The 16,075-nt window shown below is 69.9% G+C and carries 14 protein-coding genes; 5 read left to right on the top strand and 9 right to left on the bottom strand.

All coding sequences use genetic code 11. The features are described 5' to 3' along the window. Positions 1–25: 25 nt before the first annotated feature. Complete coding sequence (locus tag OHS57_RS18810) at positions 26–850, bottom strand: maleylpyruvate isomerase family mycothiol-dependent enzyme (protein WP_328582746.1); 825 nt, start codon at positions 848–850, stop codon at positions 26–28. 175 nt (positions 851–1,025) lie between these two features. Between OHS57_RS18810 and OHS57_RS18805 the strand changes: the two genes are divergently transcribed. After that, complete coding sequence (locus OHS57_RS18805; protein WP_328582745.1) at positions 1,026–1,838, top strand: carbon-nitrogen family hydrolase; 813 nt, start codon at positions 1,026–1,028, stop codon at positions 1,836–1,838. A gap of 52 nt (positions 1,839–1,890) precedes the next feature. Here OHS57_RS18805 and OHS57_RS18800 read toward each other — a convergent pair whose 3' ends face one another. Both OHS57_RS18800 and OHS57_RS18795 read right to left on the bottom strand, forming a co-directional pair. Beyond that, a complete protein-coding gene (locus tag OHS57_RS18800) occupies positions 1,891–2,391 on the bottom strand; it encodes an LURP-one-related/scramblase family protein (RefSeq protein WP_041987567.1) in 501 nt (166 codons plus the stop codon). A 130-nt stretch (positions 2,392–2,521) separates the two neighbouring features. Next, a complete protein-coding gene (locus OHS57_RS18795) occupies positions 2,522–3,211 on the bottom strand; it encodes a phosphotransferase family protein (RefSeq protein WP_328582744.1) in 690 nt (229 codons plus the stop codon). Between the two features lie 54 nt (positions 3,212–3,265). Here OHS57_RS18795 and OHS57_RS18790 point away from each other — a divergent pair, with 54 nt between their 5' ends. Continuing rightward, positions 3,266–5,179 (top strand): NHL domain-containing thioredoxin family protein, encoded by a 1,914-nt coding sequence (locus OHS57_RS18790; RefSeq protein ID WP_328582743.1) that lies wholly within the window; start codon positions 3,266–3,268, stop codon positions 5,177–5,179. 62 nt (positions 5,180–5,241) lie between these two features. Here OHS57_RS18790 and OHS57_RS18785 read toward each other — a convergent pair whose 3' ends face one another. From OHS57_RS18785 to OHS57_RS18775, 3 genes are all read right to left on the bottom strand, one after another. Then, entirely contained in the window at positions 5,242–5,484 is a 243-nt protein-coding gene (locus tag OHS57_RS18785) for a hypothetical protein (RefSeq protein ID WP_328582742.1), read from the bottom strand. A 147-nt stretch (positions 5,485–5,631) separates the two neighbouring features. Beyond that, positions 5,632–6,969, bottom strand: a complete 1,338-nt coding sequence (locus OHS57_RS18780; RefSeq protein WP_328582741.1) for a M18 family aminopeptidase — start codon at positions 6,967–6,969, stop codon at positions 5,632–5,634. Positions 6,970–7,227: 258 nt separating this feature from the next. After that, the gene (locus OHS57_RS18775) at positions 7,228–9,054 is read right to left on the bottom strand and encodes an acyl-CoA dehydrogenase (protein WP_328582740.1); all 1,827 of its coding nucleotides are present in this window, start codon (positions 9,052–9,054) and stop codon (positions 7,228–7,230) included. 197 nt (positions 9,055–9,251) lie between these two features. On the opposite strand from OHS57_RS18775, the gene OHS57_RS18770 reads away from it, so the two are divergent. After that, the gene (locus OHS57_RS18770; protein ID WP_041987577.1) at positions 9,252–9,752 is read left to right on the top strand and encodes an SseB family protein; all 501 of its coding nucleotides are present in this window, start codon (positions 9,252–9,254) and stop codon (positions 9,750–9,752) included. Between the two features lie 93 nt (positions 9,753–9,845). Here the strand turns inward: OHS57_RS18770 and OHS57_RS18765 are convergent, their stop codons facing one another. Beyond that, a complete protein-coding gene (locus OHS57_RS18765) occupies positions 9,846–10,460 on the bottom strand; it encodes a hypothetical protein (protein WP_041987578.1) in 615 nt (204 codons plus the stop codon). Between the two features lie 98 nt (positions 10,461–10,558). Further along, complete coding sequence (locus tag OHS57_RS18760) at positions 10,559–11,224, bottom strand: hypothetical protein (RefSeq protein ID WP_328582739.1); 666 nt, start codon at positions 11,222–11,224, stop codon at positions 10,559–10,561. 278 nt (positions 11,225–11,502) lie between these two features. On the opposite strand from OHS57_RS18760, the gene OHS57_RS18755 reads away from it, so the two are divergent. Then, entirely contained in the window at positions 11,503–12,456 is a 954-nt protein-coding gene (locus OHS57_RS18755) for a pirin family protein (RefSeq protein WP_328582738.1), read from the top strand. Positions 12,457–13,370: 914 nt separating this feature from the next. Here OHS57_RS18755 and OHS57_RS18750 read toward each other — a convergent pair. Beyond that, positions 13,371–14,087, bottom strand: a complete 717-nt coding sequence (locus OHS57_RS18750) for a class I SAM-dependent methyltransferase (protein ID WP_328582737.1) — start codon at positions 14,085–14,087, stop codon at positions 13,371–13,373. 896 nt (positions 14,088–14,983) lie between these two features. Between OHS57_RS18750 and OHS57_RS18745 the strand changes: the two genes are divergently transcribed. Continuing rightward, complete coding sequence (locus OHS57_RS18745) at positions 14,984–16,075, top strand: LLM class flavin-dependent oxidoreductase (protein WP_328585102.1); 1,092 nt, start codon at positions 14,984–14,986, stop codon at positions 16,073–16,075.

Genomic DNA, 16,075 nt, shown 5'->3' with positions numbered 1-16,075 from the left:
CAGCCCGGGGCCCGGCCGGCGGAGATCAGCGCGTGACCGCGAACTCCCGCAGGATCGCCTCTGCCAGGTCGTAGTCGCCGTCGATCTTGACCCGGTCCACCACCGAGGCGAGCCGGACCCGGCCGCAGGCCAGTCGGAAGTACGTCTCCCAGTCCATCGCCAGCGTCACGGCGGGACCGAGCGAGGGCGCGCCGTCGATCGTCCCGCGCCCTTCCGCGTCGACCCGGATCGTACGGAGGAACTCCACCGGTCCGTGCACGTCGAGGACGACAGCCGAACTCGGCGGGGCGCCCGCGTCCTTGGCGACCACCTTCGGCAGCGCGGCCAGCAGCGCGTCGCGCGCCACCAGCGCACCGGGCGAGTCGAGGTTCCCCGGCTTGTTCAGCGCGGTCCGCAGATCCTGTTCGTGCACCCAGATGTCGAACGCCCGGTCGCGCATGGCGGTTTCGAGGGTCTGTTCCGTGCCGAGCGGTGCGCGGACCATCGCGTCGGGCTGGCGCGTCTCGTTACGCAGCTGACGGTTGCGCCGGATGACCGTGTACTCCAGCTCGGAGGTCATCTCCGGAGCCGTGTGGTGCCGGCGCACGTCGACCTGCATCTCCATGTAGCGGGAGATCTCGCTCTTCACGTGGTAGAGATCACGCGGCAGGGTGTGGATCGGTCGCGGGTCCCCGAGCATCTCGCACTCCATGCCGATGACATGGGAGATGATGTCGCGGACCGACCAGCCGGGACACGGCGTGCGCCGGTTCCACTCGCCCTCGCCGAGTGGCTGTACCAACTCGGCTATCGCTTCCACTGAGTGGGTCCAGGCATCGACGTAGGTTTGAAGGCTGGGATGGACGGTCACGGGACCCCTCGGCGGTTCTGCGGTACGCGGGCTGGCTTGCTGGGTGGCTGGCTGGCTGCGGGCTGCGTGGGAGGTTCGGCAGCCTAAGTTACGCTGCCCGGTGGCACCCCGGCAGTGCTTTCGTGTGACGATCGTAGGCCCGTGTTGACGGCTCGAATGCCAGGACGGTGGTAGTGTGCGCGCCTCGCTCATCCAGATCGCAGTAGACCCGGACGAAACGGTCAATGCGCGCAGGCGGCGCGCGGCATCGCTGGTACGCGAGCAGCGCGGCGCTGACCTGGTGGTCCTTCCCGAGCTGTGGCCGGTGGGCGCGTTCGCGTACGAATCCTTCGCCGAAGAGGCCGAACCGGTCGAAGGACCGACGTTCGAGGCGATGTCGAAGGCGGCGGCCGACGCCGGGGTCTGGCTGCACGCCGGGTCGGTGGTCGAGGGCGCCGCCGACGGCGTCCTCTACAACACCTCGCTGCTCATCTCCCCCTCGGGCGAACTCGCCCGTACGTACCGGAAGATCCACCGCTTCGGCTTCGACAAGGGCGAGGCGACGCTGATGGGCGCGGGGGACGAACTCGTCACCTTCGAGCTGTCCGGCCTGACGCTGGGCCTCGCCACCTGCTACGACCTGCGCTTCCCCGAGCTGTTCCGGGGCCTTGTCGACGCGGGCGCCGAGGCGTTCGTCGTCCCCGCAGGCTGGCCTGCCCGCCGCCGCGCGCACTGGACGCTGCTCGCCCAGGCCCGCGCCGTGGAGAACCAGGCGTACGTCCTGGCCTGTGCCACCGCGGGCACCCACGCCGGGGTCGAGCAGTCGGGCCACAGCATCGTCGTGGACCCCTGGGGCGAGGTGCTCGCCGAGGCGGGCACCGGCGAGGAAGTCCTGACGGTCGACCTCGACCCGGCGAAGGTGGCGAAGACCCGCCTACAGTTCCCGGCGCTCAAGGACCGGCGGCTGGGCCTGCAGAAGCCGTCCGCGCAGCCCGAGCCTTCCGAGTAGGGCATCGCGACAGGGCGTCAAAATCCATGTGCGCGGCGGCGGTCACCGTCCCTCAGTGGTCGTCGCCCTCGCGTTCCTTCTCCGCCATCCGGATCACGCACACCGCGACCGCGAGCAGCAGTGAGTGGTCGGTGTCCTCCCGTACGACATCGACGCCGTAGGTCTCGCGCACCCGCAGCCAGCGGCGGGAGATGTCGGCCAGCAGTTCGCCCTCGTACTCGATGGCGAACTCGCGGTCCAGGATCTTGCCGCTCACGTCGAGTTCGGTGCCCTCGACCAGGGTGACCCGGTAGTGGTTGCGCAGCAGCGAGAGCCGCTTCTTGCGGACGGTCGCCAGCGGCTGCTCGTCGCGCTCGATGGTCATCGTGTCCCGCAGGCTGAGCATCTTCTCGCGCAGCGTGATCAGGACGGCCCCCGAGGGGTCCTTGAGTTCCAGGGTGTCACGCAGCCGCAGCGCCTTGCCGTCGACGAGGAAGGCCTTGCGGCCGTGCTCGTCCTCGATCCAGTAGTCGTCGCCGATCGCGAAGATTTTGTCGCGTACGAGGTATTTCATGAAGGACGGGTACCCCCGCCGTACGAGCCGATGACCGACAGGGCGTAGGTGCACGCGTTCGGGTGGGGCGTACGCCGTCACGGACGCGTGCAGCGGAGCACGTGCAGCCGGATCCGCCCGGCCGACGCGCTCAGCGGCCCTGCTCGCTCCGGATCGCGAGCACCTGCGCCACCGCCTCGTCCACCAGGCCCAGCTCCCGCTCGCTCATCGTCGGGTTCGCCAGCCGGCGGGCCCGTACGGCGTCGAGGTGCCCGGGGTCCACGTCGCCGTGCGCCAGCAGCTCGGCGAGACCCACCCGGATCGGCTCGGGCGGCAGCTCGCCGGCCACCATCACCTGCGCGAGGATCAGCGCCGACATCGCCCAGTCGAGCCCCGGCGGCCCTTCCTCGGTGTTGGTCCAGTCGATCACCATGGGGCCGCTCGGCGTGAGGATCACATTCTCCGGATGCAGATCGAGATGCAGGATCCGGTCGGCCGGATCGTCCCCGGTCATCGGCGGCACCGCGTGCAGCCGGTGCAGCAGCCGGGCGAGCATCAGCCCGCCTTCCTGCGGCGTCGTGGTGCCCTGCAGCAGCGACTGGACCATCGTCGGCCCGGACAGCCGCCGCATCACCAGCTCGGTCCGCGCGCCTGCTCCGGGACCCGTGTCCGCGGGCAGCCGCACCTGCGGCACCGGATACCCGTGCTCCCACAGATACGCCATCACGACGGCTTCGTCGGTCACGTCGAGGCCGTCCCTGGTGCGCCGCAGCACCCACTCGTCGTCTATCGCGTACACGTCCGCGCTCCGGCCCGAGCCGAGCAGTTCCCCAGTCCCCATGCGGGGAATCTACTCGGCGCGAAACGCGTGGGGGCGGGGTGGCACCCTTGAACCATGAACAGTGCGACTTCCTCCCCGCGGCGCGTCCGCGTCCGTGCCCCCGAGCTGACCGGCAAGGGCGGCTGGCTCAACACGGGCGACATCTCGTACACCCTCGCCGACCTGCGCGGACGGATCGTCGTACTGGATTTCTGGACGTTCTGCTGCATCAACTGTCTGCACGTGCTGGACGAGCTGCGTGAGCTGGAGGAGAAGCACCGGGACACGCTGGTGATCATCGGCGTCCACTCGCCGAAGTTCGTGCACGAGGCCGAGCATCAGGCCGTCGTGGACGCCGTGGAGCGCTACGAGGTGCACCACCCCGTCCTGGACGATCCCGAGCTGGCGACCTGGAAGCAGTACGCGGTGCGGGCCTGGCCCACGCTGGTCGTCGTCGACCCCGAGGGGTACGTCGTCGCGCAGCACGCGGGCGAGGGCCATGCGCACGCCATCGAGAAACTGGTCGAGGAGCTGGAGGCCGAGCACGCGGCGAAGGGCACGCTGCGCCGCGGCGACGGACCGTACGTGCCGCCGGAGCCGGTCGCGACCGATCTGCGGTTCCCGGGCAAGGCGCTGGTGCTGCCCTCGGGGAATCTGCTCGTCTCCGACTCGACCCGGCACCAGCTGGTCGAGCTGGAGCCGGACGGCGAGAGCGTCGTACGCCGCGTCGGCAGCGGTGATCGCGGCTTCCGCGACGCCACGGCCGTCGACGGCTCCTTCGCCGCCGCCTCCTTCGCCGAGCCGCAGGGGCTCGCGCTGCTGCCCGACGGCCGGGTGATCGTCGCGGACACCGTGAACCACGCGCTGCGCACGTACGACCCGGTCAGCGGCGCCGTCGAGACCGTCGCGGGAACCGGCAGGCAGTGGTGGCAGGGGTCGCCGACGGCGGGGCCCGCACGCGAGGTGGACCTGTCGTCGCCGTGGGACGTGGCGTGGTGGGCGGACCGGGTGTGGATCGCGATGGCCGGCGTCCACCAGCTGTGGACGTACGACCCGGCCACCGGCACCGTCGAGGCGGTGGCGGGGACGACCAACGAAGGCCTGGTCGACGGCCCTGCGGCCGAGGCGTGGTTCGCGCAGCCGTCCGGGCTCGCTGCGGCGGGGGACCGGCTGTGGATCGCCGACTCCGAGACGAGCGCGCTGCGTTACGTGGAGCGCGTCGCTGAGGAGCGTGCGGGCGAGGCGGGGAGCGGGGAGAGTGCGAGCGAAGCGGGGAGCGAGGGGTACGGCGCCGGATTCGTCATCCGTACTGCCGTCGGGTCCGGCCTGTTCGACTTCGGCCACCGCGACGGCCCCGGCGCCGAGGCGCTGCTCCAGCACCCGCTCGGCGTGACGGCGCTGCCCGACGGCTCGGTCGCCGTCGCCGACACGTACAACCACGCGCTGCGCCGCTTCGACCCGGCGACGGGTGACGTGACGACCCTCGCGACGGATCTGCGGGAGCCGTCCGACGCCGTGCTCGTCGGGGACGACATCGTCGTCGTCGAATCGGCCCGGCACCGGCTGACCCGGCTGCGGCTGCCCGAGGAGGCGGTACGGGTCGAGTCGGTCGCCCACCGTACGCAGCGCACGGCGACCGAGGTGGCGCCGGGTGCGTTCGAGCTGGCTGTGGTCTTCACCGCGCCGACCGGCCAGAAGCTGGACACCCGCTACGGGCCTTCGACCCGGCTGCTGGTGTCGGCGACCCCGCCGGAGCTGCTGGTCTCCGGGGAGGGCGCGGGCACGGACCTCAGCCGTGAGGTGGTGCTCTCCGACCAGGTCGCCGAGGGCGTCCTGCATGTGTCGGCGATGGCCGCGTCCTGCGACGACGACCCGGCGAACGAGTACCCGGCGTGCCATGTGCACCAGCAGGACTGGGGTGTTCCGGTCCGGCTCGCGGCCGACGGCACGTCACGGCTCGCTCTGGTCCTGGCAGGGATGGACTCCTGACGGGGTGTCAGTACGGAGTGTCAGTCAACATCGGCGACGCTGCCGATGGCTGACGGGGCGCCTCAGTAGCTGCCCGGACCTCCGAAGCCGCCGCCGGCGCCGCGGTCGTCCCGCTGGACGACGGTCTCGGACACGACCGCGCGCCGCCGCCTGGCGATGCTGGTGAAGGTGGCGATCCCGATGATGCCGACCGCCATCATGATCACGCCGACCAGGTCGATGTTGACGCTGTCCGAATGCCAGTCGGTTGCGAAAGTGAGGATCGCACCAACCCCGATAAGAGCGATACATCCGCCGATGCCCATGAATCCCGCCTCCTGATACGAGTGGTGGCCGTTCCGGGCCACTGCTCGGGTACCCCCGACTCGATCGGGCATGCGAGCGTTGGCGGTTGATCGGTCGTCAGGCGGGACGGAAGGTGTTCAGGGGGCCGTTGGCCGAGGTCTGTCCCCTCAGCCTTCCAGGAACGCGGCCAGCACGTTCGCCAGGAGGTACGGGTCGTCGGCGCCGCACAACTCGCGCGCGCTGTGCATCGACAGGATCGCCACGCCCACGTCGACGGTGGTGATGCCGTGCCGCGCCGCCGTGATCGGGCCGATCGTCGTGCCGCAGGGCATCGCGTTGTTGGAGACGAACGTCTGCCACGGGACGTCCGCCTTCTCGCAGGCGGCGGCGAACACGGCCCGGCCACCGCCGTCCGTCGCGTACCGCATGTTCACATTCACCTTGAGGATCGGGCCGCCGTTGGCCCGGGGGTGGTGCGTCGGGTCGTGCCGCTCCCCGTAGTTGGGGTGCACGGCGTGGCCGGTGTCCGAGGAGAGACAGATGGAGCCGGCCAGCGCACGCGCGCGGTCCTCGAACGTCCCGCCACGGGAGAGCACCGAGCGCTCCAGCACCGTGCCGAGCAGCGGGCCGTCGGCGCCGGTGTCCGACTGGGAGCCGCTTTCCTCGTGGTCGAAGGCGGCGACCACGGGGATGTACGGCAGGGGCTCGTCGGCGGCGGACGTCCCGTCCGGGGCGGGGGTGTCGTCAGGGGTGAGGTTGGCGACGGCGGCCAGCGCGGCGGTGGCCGCGTGCACCGAGAGCAGGTTGTCCATCCGGGGACCCGCCACCAGCTCGCGGTCGCGGCCCAGATAGCCCGGCGGCTCGACGGGATACGGCATCAGGTCCCAGCCGGTGATCTCGGCGGCGCCGACGCCGCTCTCCTCGGCGACGAAGCGGATCAGATCGCCTTCGTCCGGCTCCCCGAGGCCCCAGATGGGCTGCATGTGCCGCTGCCGGTCCAGCTTGAGCCCGTCGGTGTTCACCGAACGGTCCAGATGCACCGCGAGCTGCGGGACGCGCAGCACGGCGCGGTCGACGGCGACCAGCCGGTGGGTGCCGTCGCGCAGCGAGATCCGCCCTGCGAGGCCGAGGTCGCGGTCGAGCCAGGTGTTGAGCAGCGGTCCGCCGTAGATCTCGACGGCGACCTGACGCCATCCGTAGGCGCCGATGTCGGGCTGCGGCTTCACCCGCAGGCTCGGCGAGTCCGTGTGCGCGCCGATGATCCGGAACGGCGTGTGCGCCGCCGCGCCCTCCGGCACGAACCAGGCGATCAGGGCCCCGCCGCGCAGCACGAACTTCCCGCCGGCCGCGCCGTCCCACGCGTCGGTCTCCGACACCTGCCGGAAGCCCGCCTTCTCCAGGCGCGCCGCGGCGTTCGCCACAGCGTGGTACGGCGACGGGCTCGCCGCCAGGAAGGACATGAGGTCGTCGGTGTGGCCGCGGTCGAAGCGGGGGGAAGAACGCATGCCTTCACCTTAACGACGGCTTATGACACCTGCTCTGCGCCTGCCAAGAGCCTTGACAGGCGGCTCCGCCCATGGGCGGAGGTTTGGTGCGACAGGCGTCAAAGCGGTCGGGAGCGGGAGGAACACAGGGTCCGGGGCGCTGGGCCCGGGGCGCCGCTGGGCGCTGGGGGGTTGCTGCGGCCGCACACAACTGTGGGGCGTTCCTCCGGACCGAGGACCCGGTCCGAACGAACGCCCCACACCTGACAGTTGCGCCGGTCAGAAGGCCGACTCGGCCAGCTCCATCAGCGAGCTGTCCACCGACTCCGCCAGCGCCCGCGCGGCCGAGACACCCGGCAGCACGTTCGCCGCGAAGAACTTCGCAGCGGCGATCTTGCCCTGGTAGAACGCGACGTCCTTGGCCGCCGCCGTCTCCAGCTTCTCCGTCGCCACCGCGGCGCCGCGCAGCAGCAGGTAGCCGACGACGACGTCGCCCGAAGCCATCAGCAGGCGGGTCGTGTTGAGCCCGACCTTGTAGATGTTCTTGACGTCCTCACCGGTGGAGGTGAGGTCGGTCAGCATCCGCCCGACGATCGCCTCCAGGTCGACGGCGGCCTTCGCGAGCGCGTCGCGGGCCGGCGCCAGCTCCGTACCGCCCGTGCCGACGGCGAGGAACTGCTTGATCTCCTCGGCCAGTGTGTTCAGCGCCACACCCTGGTCGCGGACGATCTTCCGGAAGAAGAAGTCCTGGCCCTGGATGGCCGTCGTGCCCTCGTAGAGGGTGTCGATCTTGGCGTCCCTGATGTACTGCTCGACCGGGTACTCCTGCAGATAGCCGGAGCCGCCGAAGGTCTGCAGCGACTGCGCGAGCTGCTCGTACGAGCGCTCCGAGCCGTAGCCCTTCACGATCGGCAGCAGCAGGTCGTTCAGGCCGTTGAGCGCCTTCACGTCCTCCTCGGCCGCTTCCTTGACCGCGATCTCGTCCTGGAGCGCCGCCGTGTACATCACCAGGGCGCGCATGCCTTCCGCGTACGCCTTCTGCGTCATGAGCGAGCGGCGTACGTCGGGGTGGTGCGTGATGGTGACCTTGGGCGCGGTCTTGTCCATGAACTGGGCCAGGTCGGGGCCCTGCACGCGCTCCTTGGCGTACTCCAGCGCGTTCAGGTACCCGGTGGAGAGCGTGGCGATGGCCTTCGTGCCGACCATCATCCGGGCGAACTCGATGATGCGGAACATCTGGCGGATGCCCTCGTGCTTGTCACCGATCAGCCAGCCCTTGGCGGGGTGCCGGTCGCCGAAGGTCAGCTCGCAGGTGTTGGAGACCTTCAGACCCATCTTGTGCTCGACGTTCGTGGCGTAGACGCCGTTGCGCTCGCCCAGCTCGCCGGTCTCGAAGTCGAACTCGTACTGCGGCACGAGGAAGAGCGACAGGCCCTTGGTGCCGGGGCCGGCGCCCTCGGGGCGGGCGAGCACGTAGTGAAGGATGTTCTCCGAGAGGTCGTTCTCACCGGACGTGATGAACCGCTTCACGCCCTCGATGTGCCAGGAGCCGTCCTCCTGCTCGACGGCCTTCGTCCGGCCCGCGCCCACGTCGGAGCCCGCGTCCGGCTCGGTGAGCACCATCGTGGAGGTCCACTGCTTGTCGACGGCGATCTCGGCGATCTTCTTCTGCGCCTCGTTGCCCTCCTCGAAGAGGACGCCGGCGAAGGCGGGGCCCGAGGCGTACATCCACACGGCCGGGTTCGCGCCCAGCACCAGCTCCGCGTACGCCCAGATCAGGGAGCGGGGCGCGGTCGTGCCGCCGATCTCCTCGGGCAGCCCGAGCCGCCAGTACTCGGCGTCCATGAAGGCCTTGTAGCTCTTCTTGAAGGAGGCCGGGAGGGGGGCGGTGTTGGTGTCGGGGTCGAAGACCGGGGGGTTGCGGTCGGCGTCGGCGAAGGACTCCGCGAGATCGTTCTCGGCGAGGCGGGTGACCTCGGCGAGGATGCTCTTCGCTGTCTCCGCGTCCATCTCGGCGAACGGACCGGTGCCGTACAGCTTGTCGCGTCCGAGGACCTCGAAGAGGTTGAACTCGATGTCGCGGAGATTCGACTTGTAGTGCCCCATGGCGACGGCTCCGTAAGGCTCGTGTGGCTCGTGGCTCGTGTGTCGGCTGTCCAAGTATGGGCTTCGCACGTGGTTGTGTACGCGGCTGTGTACTTGGCTACGTACGATGATGCTACCCATGGGTAATAAGACGCAACCCCGACAGGTCATCTGTGACGAGGCTCCCTCGGGGCCCATTCGTCAGTACTCTTGCGTGCATGTACGGCTACGACCAGACCCCGGGCGCACAGCAGCAGTACGCCGCGCCGCCCCAGCAGCCGATGGGCGGCCAGCCGATGGGCGGCCAGCCCATGGGTGGCGTCGGCGGGTACGGCGAGCAGCCGCTCTACCCGGAGCCGTCGCCCCCTTCGCTCGGTGACGCCGTCCGGGCCTTCACGACGGGCTCGCTGGCGGCCGAGGACTTCCAGCAGATCTTCGCGACGTCGAAGGTCTACTGTCCGCGCGGCGACAACCCGGGGTTCCTGGCGCTGCACAACACGCAGCAGCCGGTGATCCCGATGTTCAGCACGCTGAAGGAGCTGCGCAGGTACGCGGGCAAGGAGTCCAAGTACTTCGTGATCACGGGCGCCGAGGTGATCGACCTGCTGCCGACGGGGTACGGCTTCGTCCTGGACATGGAGGGCGACCACCGGATGGTCTTCGACGCGAAGGCGGTCGAGCAGATGGTGGACTTCGCGATGCGGCGGATGTACGGCTGAGGTTTTCCTGACGGCGACGGCCCGGCCCCCGCGTAGAGGTACAGGTACGCGGGGGCCGGGCCGTCGTGGTGTTCTGTGTTCTGCGGGCTGTGGTCAGGCGCAGTGTTCCGCGCGCTCCTGGTCCGTCATCGCCCGGGTGTGCTGGGTCTTGGTGCTGGGCGCGTCGGGCAGCGGGCCGGTCGCGTCGAACGGCACGTACCAGTAGTAGTGGCCGTAGAACGGGTCACCGAAGTGCAGCTCGTAGGTGCCAGAGACGTGCTGCATCTGGGCCTCGCGGGTGATCCAGCCGACCTCGCCGGGACGGACGTCGACGTTCGTCTGCTCGGACTCGGTGTGGGAGCTCTCCCAGGTGTGCTGGTAGCTGGTCTCGATGGTCACCTTGAAGACCTCGGAGAAGCCGTACTCCGCGCTCAGGGAGACGCCGAGGCTGTTCGACTCGCCTGTGGTGTCCGACCAGCCGACGGTGGAGCGCTGGAGGTCGGCGGTGCAGTTGTAGGCGCTGTCGCCGACCTGGTGGGCCTCACCCATGGAGACGGAGGGGGGCCCGTCGGGGTGGAAGACGCAGAGGTCGCTGCCGTTGTCGCACTTGTCGAGCAGCTCGCGGGAGGTGGGGGTCTCCTCGGCGGAGGCCGTGCCCGTGGAGAGGGCGGCGCTGCCCGCTGTCGCGAGGGCCACCAGCAGCATGGACAGGCGTGCTCTTTTCGTCATGGATTTCTCCGAACGGTGTGGGGGGATATGTGCGAGGGTGTGGGGGTTTCCTTGGGGGTTTTTGTGGGGGTTTTCGTCGGCGTGTTGACGTGTACGTGTCAACTAAACCCGACGGACTGGGCGCGGTCGTTCATGAACGAGCCCACGTCGGCGGTGTTCTCGTCGAACGGACCGTCCCTGTCACCGGTGAGGTTCGGCTCCGGGTAGAGCCAGATCCAGCAGTCGGCCCAGGGCTGCACGGACGAGACGCGGTTCTTCCAGTCGTCCGGGAAGTCGTACTGGTACTCGATCCAGCCGTCCTTCACGCAGGGCGCGGTCCCGGTGATCGTCAGTGACGATCCGCCGAACTGGACCTCGTCGAAGAAAGTGCCCTGGACGACGGAGTCGGCGGCGGCGAGCGTCGACGATTCCGTCGACTTCGATTTCGACTCCGACTGCGACGTCGACTCCGACTGCTTTGACTGCTTCGACCGGGTGGGCGCGTTGAAGCGCTTCATCTCCGTACGGAACGACTGGTCGCCGGCGGCCGCCTTCGCGGAGGCGGGGGTGTCGGTGACCTGTCCGCCGGTCGCCGCCTCGATGGCGTCGGGGAAGGCGGCGAAGCAACTCTCCGCGCCGGTGGCGCTGTTCACGACGCAGTGCCGGGCGGAGGTGCCGGAGGCTGTCTCGTCCGGGGCTGCGGCGCCGGCGGACGGCGCGGCGAGCGCGCCGGTGACCAGGAGCGTCGCAGCGACGAATGCGGTGGTGCGGGCGGTTCTTACCACGATAAGCAACTCCGTTCTTTCGAAAGGTAGTTGGTCGCAGAGCGCCTGCTCGAAACGGCGGAAGGGCAAACCGGAAGCCCGCTATTGCCCGCTATTGGGGCGGGAAGTCCCTGGTGGGGCTGGAGTACCTGCCCGATCGCCGTGGTTTTCGCGGACGGGGCTACGCGCGTCGCGGGCGGGGGAGAAGGCGCCGGGGGGCGGCGGGGAATGAAGTGCGCCTTGCGGGATGTTCACCGTTCAACTAAATTGGAACGCGAAGACTCCCGAGGAGGGCCCTCATGCCTGCTGTGACCGTCGAGAACCCGCTGACTCTGCCGCGGGTGTCCGCCGCGGCCGATGCCGTGGCCCGCCCCGTGCTGGCCGTGACCACCGCGCCCGGCGGATTCGAGGGCGAGGGCTTCCCGGTGCGCCGCGCCTTCGCCGGGATCAACTACCAGTACCTCGACCCGTTCATCATGATGGACCAGATGGGCGAGGTGGAGTACGCGGCGGGCGAGGCCAAGGGCACGCCCTGGCACCCGCACCGCGGCTTCGAGACCGTCACGTACCTGATCGACGGCACCTTCATCCACCAGGACAGCAACGGTGGCGGCGGCACCATCCAGAACGGTGACACGCAGTGGATGACGGCGGGCTCCGGTCTGCTGCACATCGAGGCGCCGCCGGAGGCGCTCGTCATGGCGGGCGGACTCTTCCACGGGCTGCAGCTCTGGGTGAACCTCCCGGCGGCCGACAAGATGATGGACCCCCGGTACCAGGACATCCGCGGCGGCCAGGTCCAGCTGCTCACCTCGCACGACGGCGGCGCGCTGCTGCGCGTCATCGCGGGCGAGCTGGACGGCCACGAGGGCCCGGGCATCACGCACACCCCGATCACGATGATCCACGCGACGCTGCGCCCCGGCGCCGAGGTCACGCTGCCGTGGCGTGAGGACTTCAACGGCCTGGCGTACGTGCTGGCCGGCCGCGGTTCGGTCGGCACGGACCGTCGGCCGGTGCACACGGGTCAGACGGCGGTCTTCGGCGACGGCGCGTCGATCACGGTCCGCGCGGACGAGACCCAGGACGCGCACACCCCGGACCTGGAGGTGGTCCTGCTGGGCGGCCGCCCGATCCGTGAGCCGATGGCGCACTACGGCCCGTTCGTCATGAACAGCCAGGCCGAGCTCAAGCAGGCATTCGAAGACTTCCAGGCCGGCCGCCTGGGAACGGTCCCGGTGCCGCACGTATAAGGCCTTCCGGCTCACGCCCGCCGCCCCGCCGCAGCTCGCTGCGACGGGGCGGCGGGCGTTGATGGGCCGGGGGCTGTGCGGGCCGGGAGTTAGGTGAACCGGGGGCCGCCCCTTTCTGTTGAGTGTCGCGGTTGCGGTCCGGGCGTCAAGGGCGCTCCTTCGTCGCGTCGGCTGCGCCGATTGCGCTTCGCTTAACCCTTGACGCCCGGCCCTCCACCGCAAGTGCTTCTTTGAGGGGGGGCGGCCGGGGGGCTCCACGGGGGAGCTGGGCTCGTGGTGACGGGTGCTTGGCCGACTGGCGGGTGCCGCGCGGCGGTTGCGTGGGGGGACTCGGGCTGGCTAAGCGTCCACCCCCGCCGGGTATCGGTTGCGACTCATGCCCCGCTGGTCACTGGGGTGGGGCGGGTGCGGGTCAGGGCGGCATGAGCCAGGAGCTGTGCGGGCCGGGAAGTTAGCTGGTCGGAGGGCCGCCCCTTTCTGTTGAGTGTCGCGGTTGCGGTCCGGGCGTCAAGGGCGCTCCTGCGTCGCGTCGGCTTCGCCGATGACCTGCGGTCACCCTTGACCCCCGGCCCTCCACCGCAAGTACTTCTTTGAGGGGGGCGGCCGGGGGGCTCCACGGGGGAGCTGGGCTCGTGGTGGCGGGTGCTTTGCCGGGTGCGGGTGCCACGCGGCAGTTGCATGGGGGGACTCGGGCCAGCTCGGCGTCCGCCCAGGCCGGGTAGTGGCTGAGACTCATGCCCCGCTGGTCACTGGGGGTGGGTGTAGGGCGGGATGGTCTGCTGGCGGGGGTAGGTGGGCGGGGCAGCGGGTCGGTGGGTGGGGCGGGTGTGACTGTTGTGACGGGGGATGGCCTGTGGGGCGGCCCTGGAGCGTCTTTTGCGTCCTGTGTTGCGTTAGGCGCGCCGCAGGGAGCATCAGGTGGGTGAAGGGCCCTGGGTGTCGGGGCGGGTGTGACTGGTGGGGGCCGTCCAGACCATGGCCAGGGCGAAGCCGAGGTCGTCGAACCGGGCGCCGGGGAAGACACTTCCGTAGAGCTCCCGGAACTGTTCGCGCGACAGGTAGCGATCGGAGAGCAGGTGCGCCAGCCACGGTCGGCTGTGCCAGAAGCGCAGTTGAAACCAGGCGTCGCGAAGCCCGATGCGGCGGATCTGGTGGGGGAAGCTCCACAGCGCGGGCCAGGTGTAGGCCTGACGCGGCGGGGTGGGGTAGAGATCGCAGACGTTGTCGACGATCGCGACGGTGCCGCCGGGCCGCACGAGACTCTTCAGGCGTCGCAGTCCCGCGTGGTAGTCCGCCAGGTGGTGCAGCATCGTGTGGCTGTAGACCAGATCGAAGCTGCCGTCGTCCAACTCGAACAGGTCCTTCACCGCGTAACGCACGTTGGGACGTGCCCTCTTGGCCTCGGCGATCTCGATCAGGGGCCCGCTGAGGTCCAACCCGACGACCTCCTCAAAGCGGTCCGCCAGGGCGACCGCCGCATGCCCGGAACCACAACCGGCATCAAGAGCGCGCCCGCCACCTGGCCCTAGGCCGAGCAACCAGGCGGTGTTCTGCCCGGGCAACAGGCTCACGAAGCGGTCGTAGTCGCGGGCGAACCGGTCGAATGACTGAGGATCAACCACCTGCGCCATCACTCTCCCTACACGCCACAACCACCAACCGCCGGACGTATCCGGGGGCAGGGGCCCACCGCCTGATGCGCCCTATGGCGCGTCTAACGCAACCACCCACGCAAAAGGCGGCCGAGGGCCGCCCCCCAGGCCATCCCCCATCACCCCAGCCACACCCGCCCCACCCACCGGCCCGTTGCTCCACCCAACTACCCCCGCCAGGGCGCCCTCCCGCCCTCCTCCACTCGGAGTGACCAGCGGGGCATGAGTCTCAGCCGATACCCGGCTTGGGTGGACGCTTGGCCGGGCCGAGTCCCCCCATGCAACTGCCGCGTGGCACCCGCACCCGGCCAAGCCGCCGTCACCACGAGCCCAGCGCCTCCGTGGAGCCCCCCCCCGGCCGCCCCCCCCTCAAAGAAGTACTTGCGGTGGAGGGCCGGGGGTCAAGGGTGACCGCAGGTCATCGGCGAAGCCGACGCGACGCAGGAGCGCCCTTGACGCCCGGACCGGAACCGCGACACTCAAAGCCCAGGGGCGGCCCTGCGGCCGGCCCCAATTCCGGGCCCGCCCAGTTCCCGGTTCATGCGTCCTGACCTGCACCCGCCACCCTCCAGTGACCAGCGGGGCATGAGTGGCAACCGCTGCCCGGTGGGGGTGGACGCCGAGCCGAGCCGAGTCCCCCCATGCAACTGGTGCGTGGCACCCGCCGCCCGGCCACGCACCCGTCACCACGAGCCCAGCTCCCCCGTGGAGCCCCGCGGCCGGCCTCAATCCCGGCCCGCCCAGCCCCCGGCCCATGCCCCCCGCCCCCCCCACCCCCCGTCGGAATACAAGCCCGCCCCCTCCCGTTACACTCCCCGAAGGAAGTTTAACGTTCAACCATACGAGCCATGCGAGCCATACGAGAGGTGAGCGCGATGCAGTTCGGGATCTTTACCGTTGGCGATGTCACCGCCGACCCGACCACCGGACGTACGCCGACCGAGCACGAGCGGATCAAGGCGATGGTCGCCATCGCGCAGAAGGCCGAAGAGGTCGGGCTCGACGTCTTTGCCGCCGGGGAGCACCACAACCCGCCCTTCGTCCCCTCGTCGCCCACCACCATGCTCGGCCACATCGCCGCCACCACCGAGCGGCTGATCCTCTCCACCTCCACCACCCTCATCACCACCAACGACCCGGTGAAGATCGCCGAGGACTTCGCGATGCTTCAGCACCTGGCCGACGGGCGGGTCGATCTGATGATGGGGCGCGGCAACACCGGGCCCGTCTATCCGTGGTTCGGCCAGGACATCCGCCAGGGCATCCCGCTCGCCATCGAGAACTACGCCCTGCTGCACAAGCTGTGGCGCGAGGACGTCGTCGACTGGGAAGGCACGTTCCGTACGCCGCTCCAGGGCTTCACCTCGACGCCCCGCCCCCTCGACGGCACCCCGCCGTTCGTGTGGCACGGCTCCATCCGCTCCCCCGAGATCGCCGAGCAGGCCGCGTACTACGGCGACGGCTTCTTCGCCAACAACATCTTCTGGCCCAAGGGGCACTTCCAGAAGCTGATCCGCCTCTACCGGCAGCGGTACGCGCACTACGGCCACGGCACCCCCGAGCAGGCCATCGTCGGTCTCGGCGGCCAGGCGTTCATCCGCAAGAACTCGCAGGACGCCGTCCGGGAGTTCCGGCCGTACTTCGACAACGCGCCGGTCTACGGCCACGGTCCCTCGCTGGAGGAGTTCACCAGGGACACGCCGCTGACCGTCGGCAGTCCGCAGGAGGTCATCGAGAAGACGCTGGCCTTCCGCGACGCCTTCGGTGACTACCAGCGTCAGCTGTTCCTGATGGACCACGCGGGACTGCCGCTGAAGACCGTGCTGGAGCAGCTGGACCTGCTGGGCGAGGAAGTCGTTCCCGTACTGCGCAAGGAGTTCGCGAACAACCGTCCGCTGTCCGTGCCCGACGGTCCGGTCCACCCCTCCGTCGCCTCGTCCGTCGCCAACTCCGCGAAGGGAGCTTGA

This window comes from Streptomyces sp. NBC_00370, assembly GCF_036084755.1.
Lineage (GTDB): Bacteria > Actinomycetota > Actinomycetes > Streptomycetales > Streptomycetaceae > Streptomyces.
The sequence above is the reverse complement of the archived record's forward strand: the minus strand, read 5'-3'. Positions and strand labels throughout refer to the sequence as shown.

Bases quoted from the DNA above. Each gene is read 5' to 3' on its own strand.
- OHS57_RS18800 (WP_041987567.1), bottom strand. From the start codon at position 2,391: ATGAAATACCTCGTACGCGACAAAATCTTCGCGATCGGCGACGACTAC.
- OHS57_RS18795 (WP_328582744.1), bottom strand. From the start codon at position 3,211: ATGGGGACTGGGGAACTGCTCGGCTCGGGCCGGAGCGCGGACGTGTAC.
- OHS57_RS18790 (WP_328582743.1), top strand. From the start codon at position 3,266: ATGAACAGTGCGACTTCCTCCCCGCGGCGCGTCCGCGTCCGTGCCCCC.
- OHS57_RS18785 (WP_328582742.1), bottom strand. From the start codon at position 5,484: ATGGGCATCGGCGGATGTATCGCTCTTATCGGGGTTGGTGCGATCCTC.
- OHS57_RS18780 (WP_328582741.1), bottom strand. From the start codon at position 6,969: ATGCGTTCTTCCCCCCGCTTCGACCGCGGCCACACCGACGACCTCATG.
- OHS57_RS18775 (WP_328582740.1), bottom strand. From the start codon at position 9,054: ATGGGGCACTACAAGTCGAATCTCCGCGACATCGAGTTCAACCTCTTC.
- OHS57_RS18770 (WP_041987577.1), top strand. From the start codon at position 9,252: ATGTACGGCTACGACCAGACCCCGGGCGCACAGCAGCAGTACGCCGCG.
- OHS57_RS18765 (WP_041987578.1), bottom strand. From the start codon at position 10,460: ATGACGAAAAGAGCACGCCTGTCCATGCTGCTGGTGGCCCTCGCGACA.
- OHS57_RS18755 (WP_328582738.1), top strand. From the start codon at position 11,503: ATGCCTGCTGTGACCGTCGAGAACCCGCTGACTCTGCCGCGGGTGTCC.
- OHS57_RS18750 (WP_328582737.1), bottom strand. From the start codon at position 14,087: ATGGCGCAGGTGGTTGATCCTCAGTCATTCGACCGGTTCGCCCGCGAC.
- OHS57_RS18745 (WP_328585102.1), top strand. From the start codon at position 14,984: ATGCAGTTCGGGATCTTTACCGTTGGCGATGTCACCGCCGACCCGACC.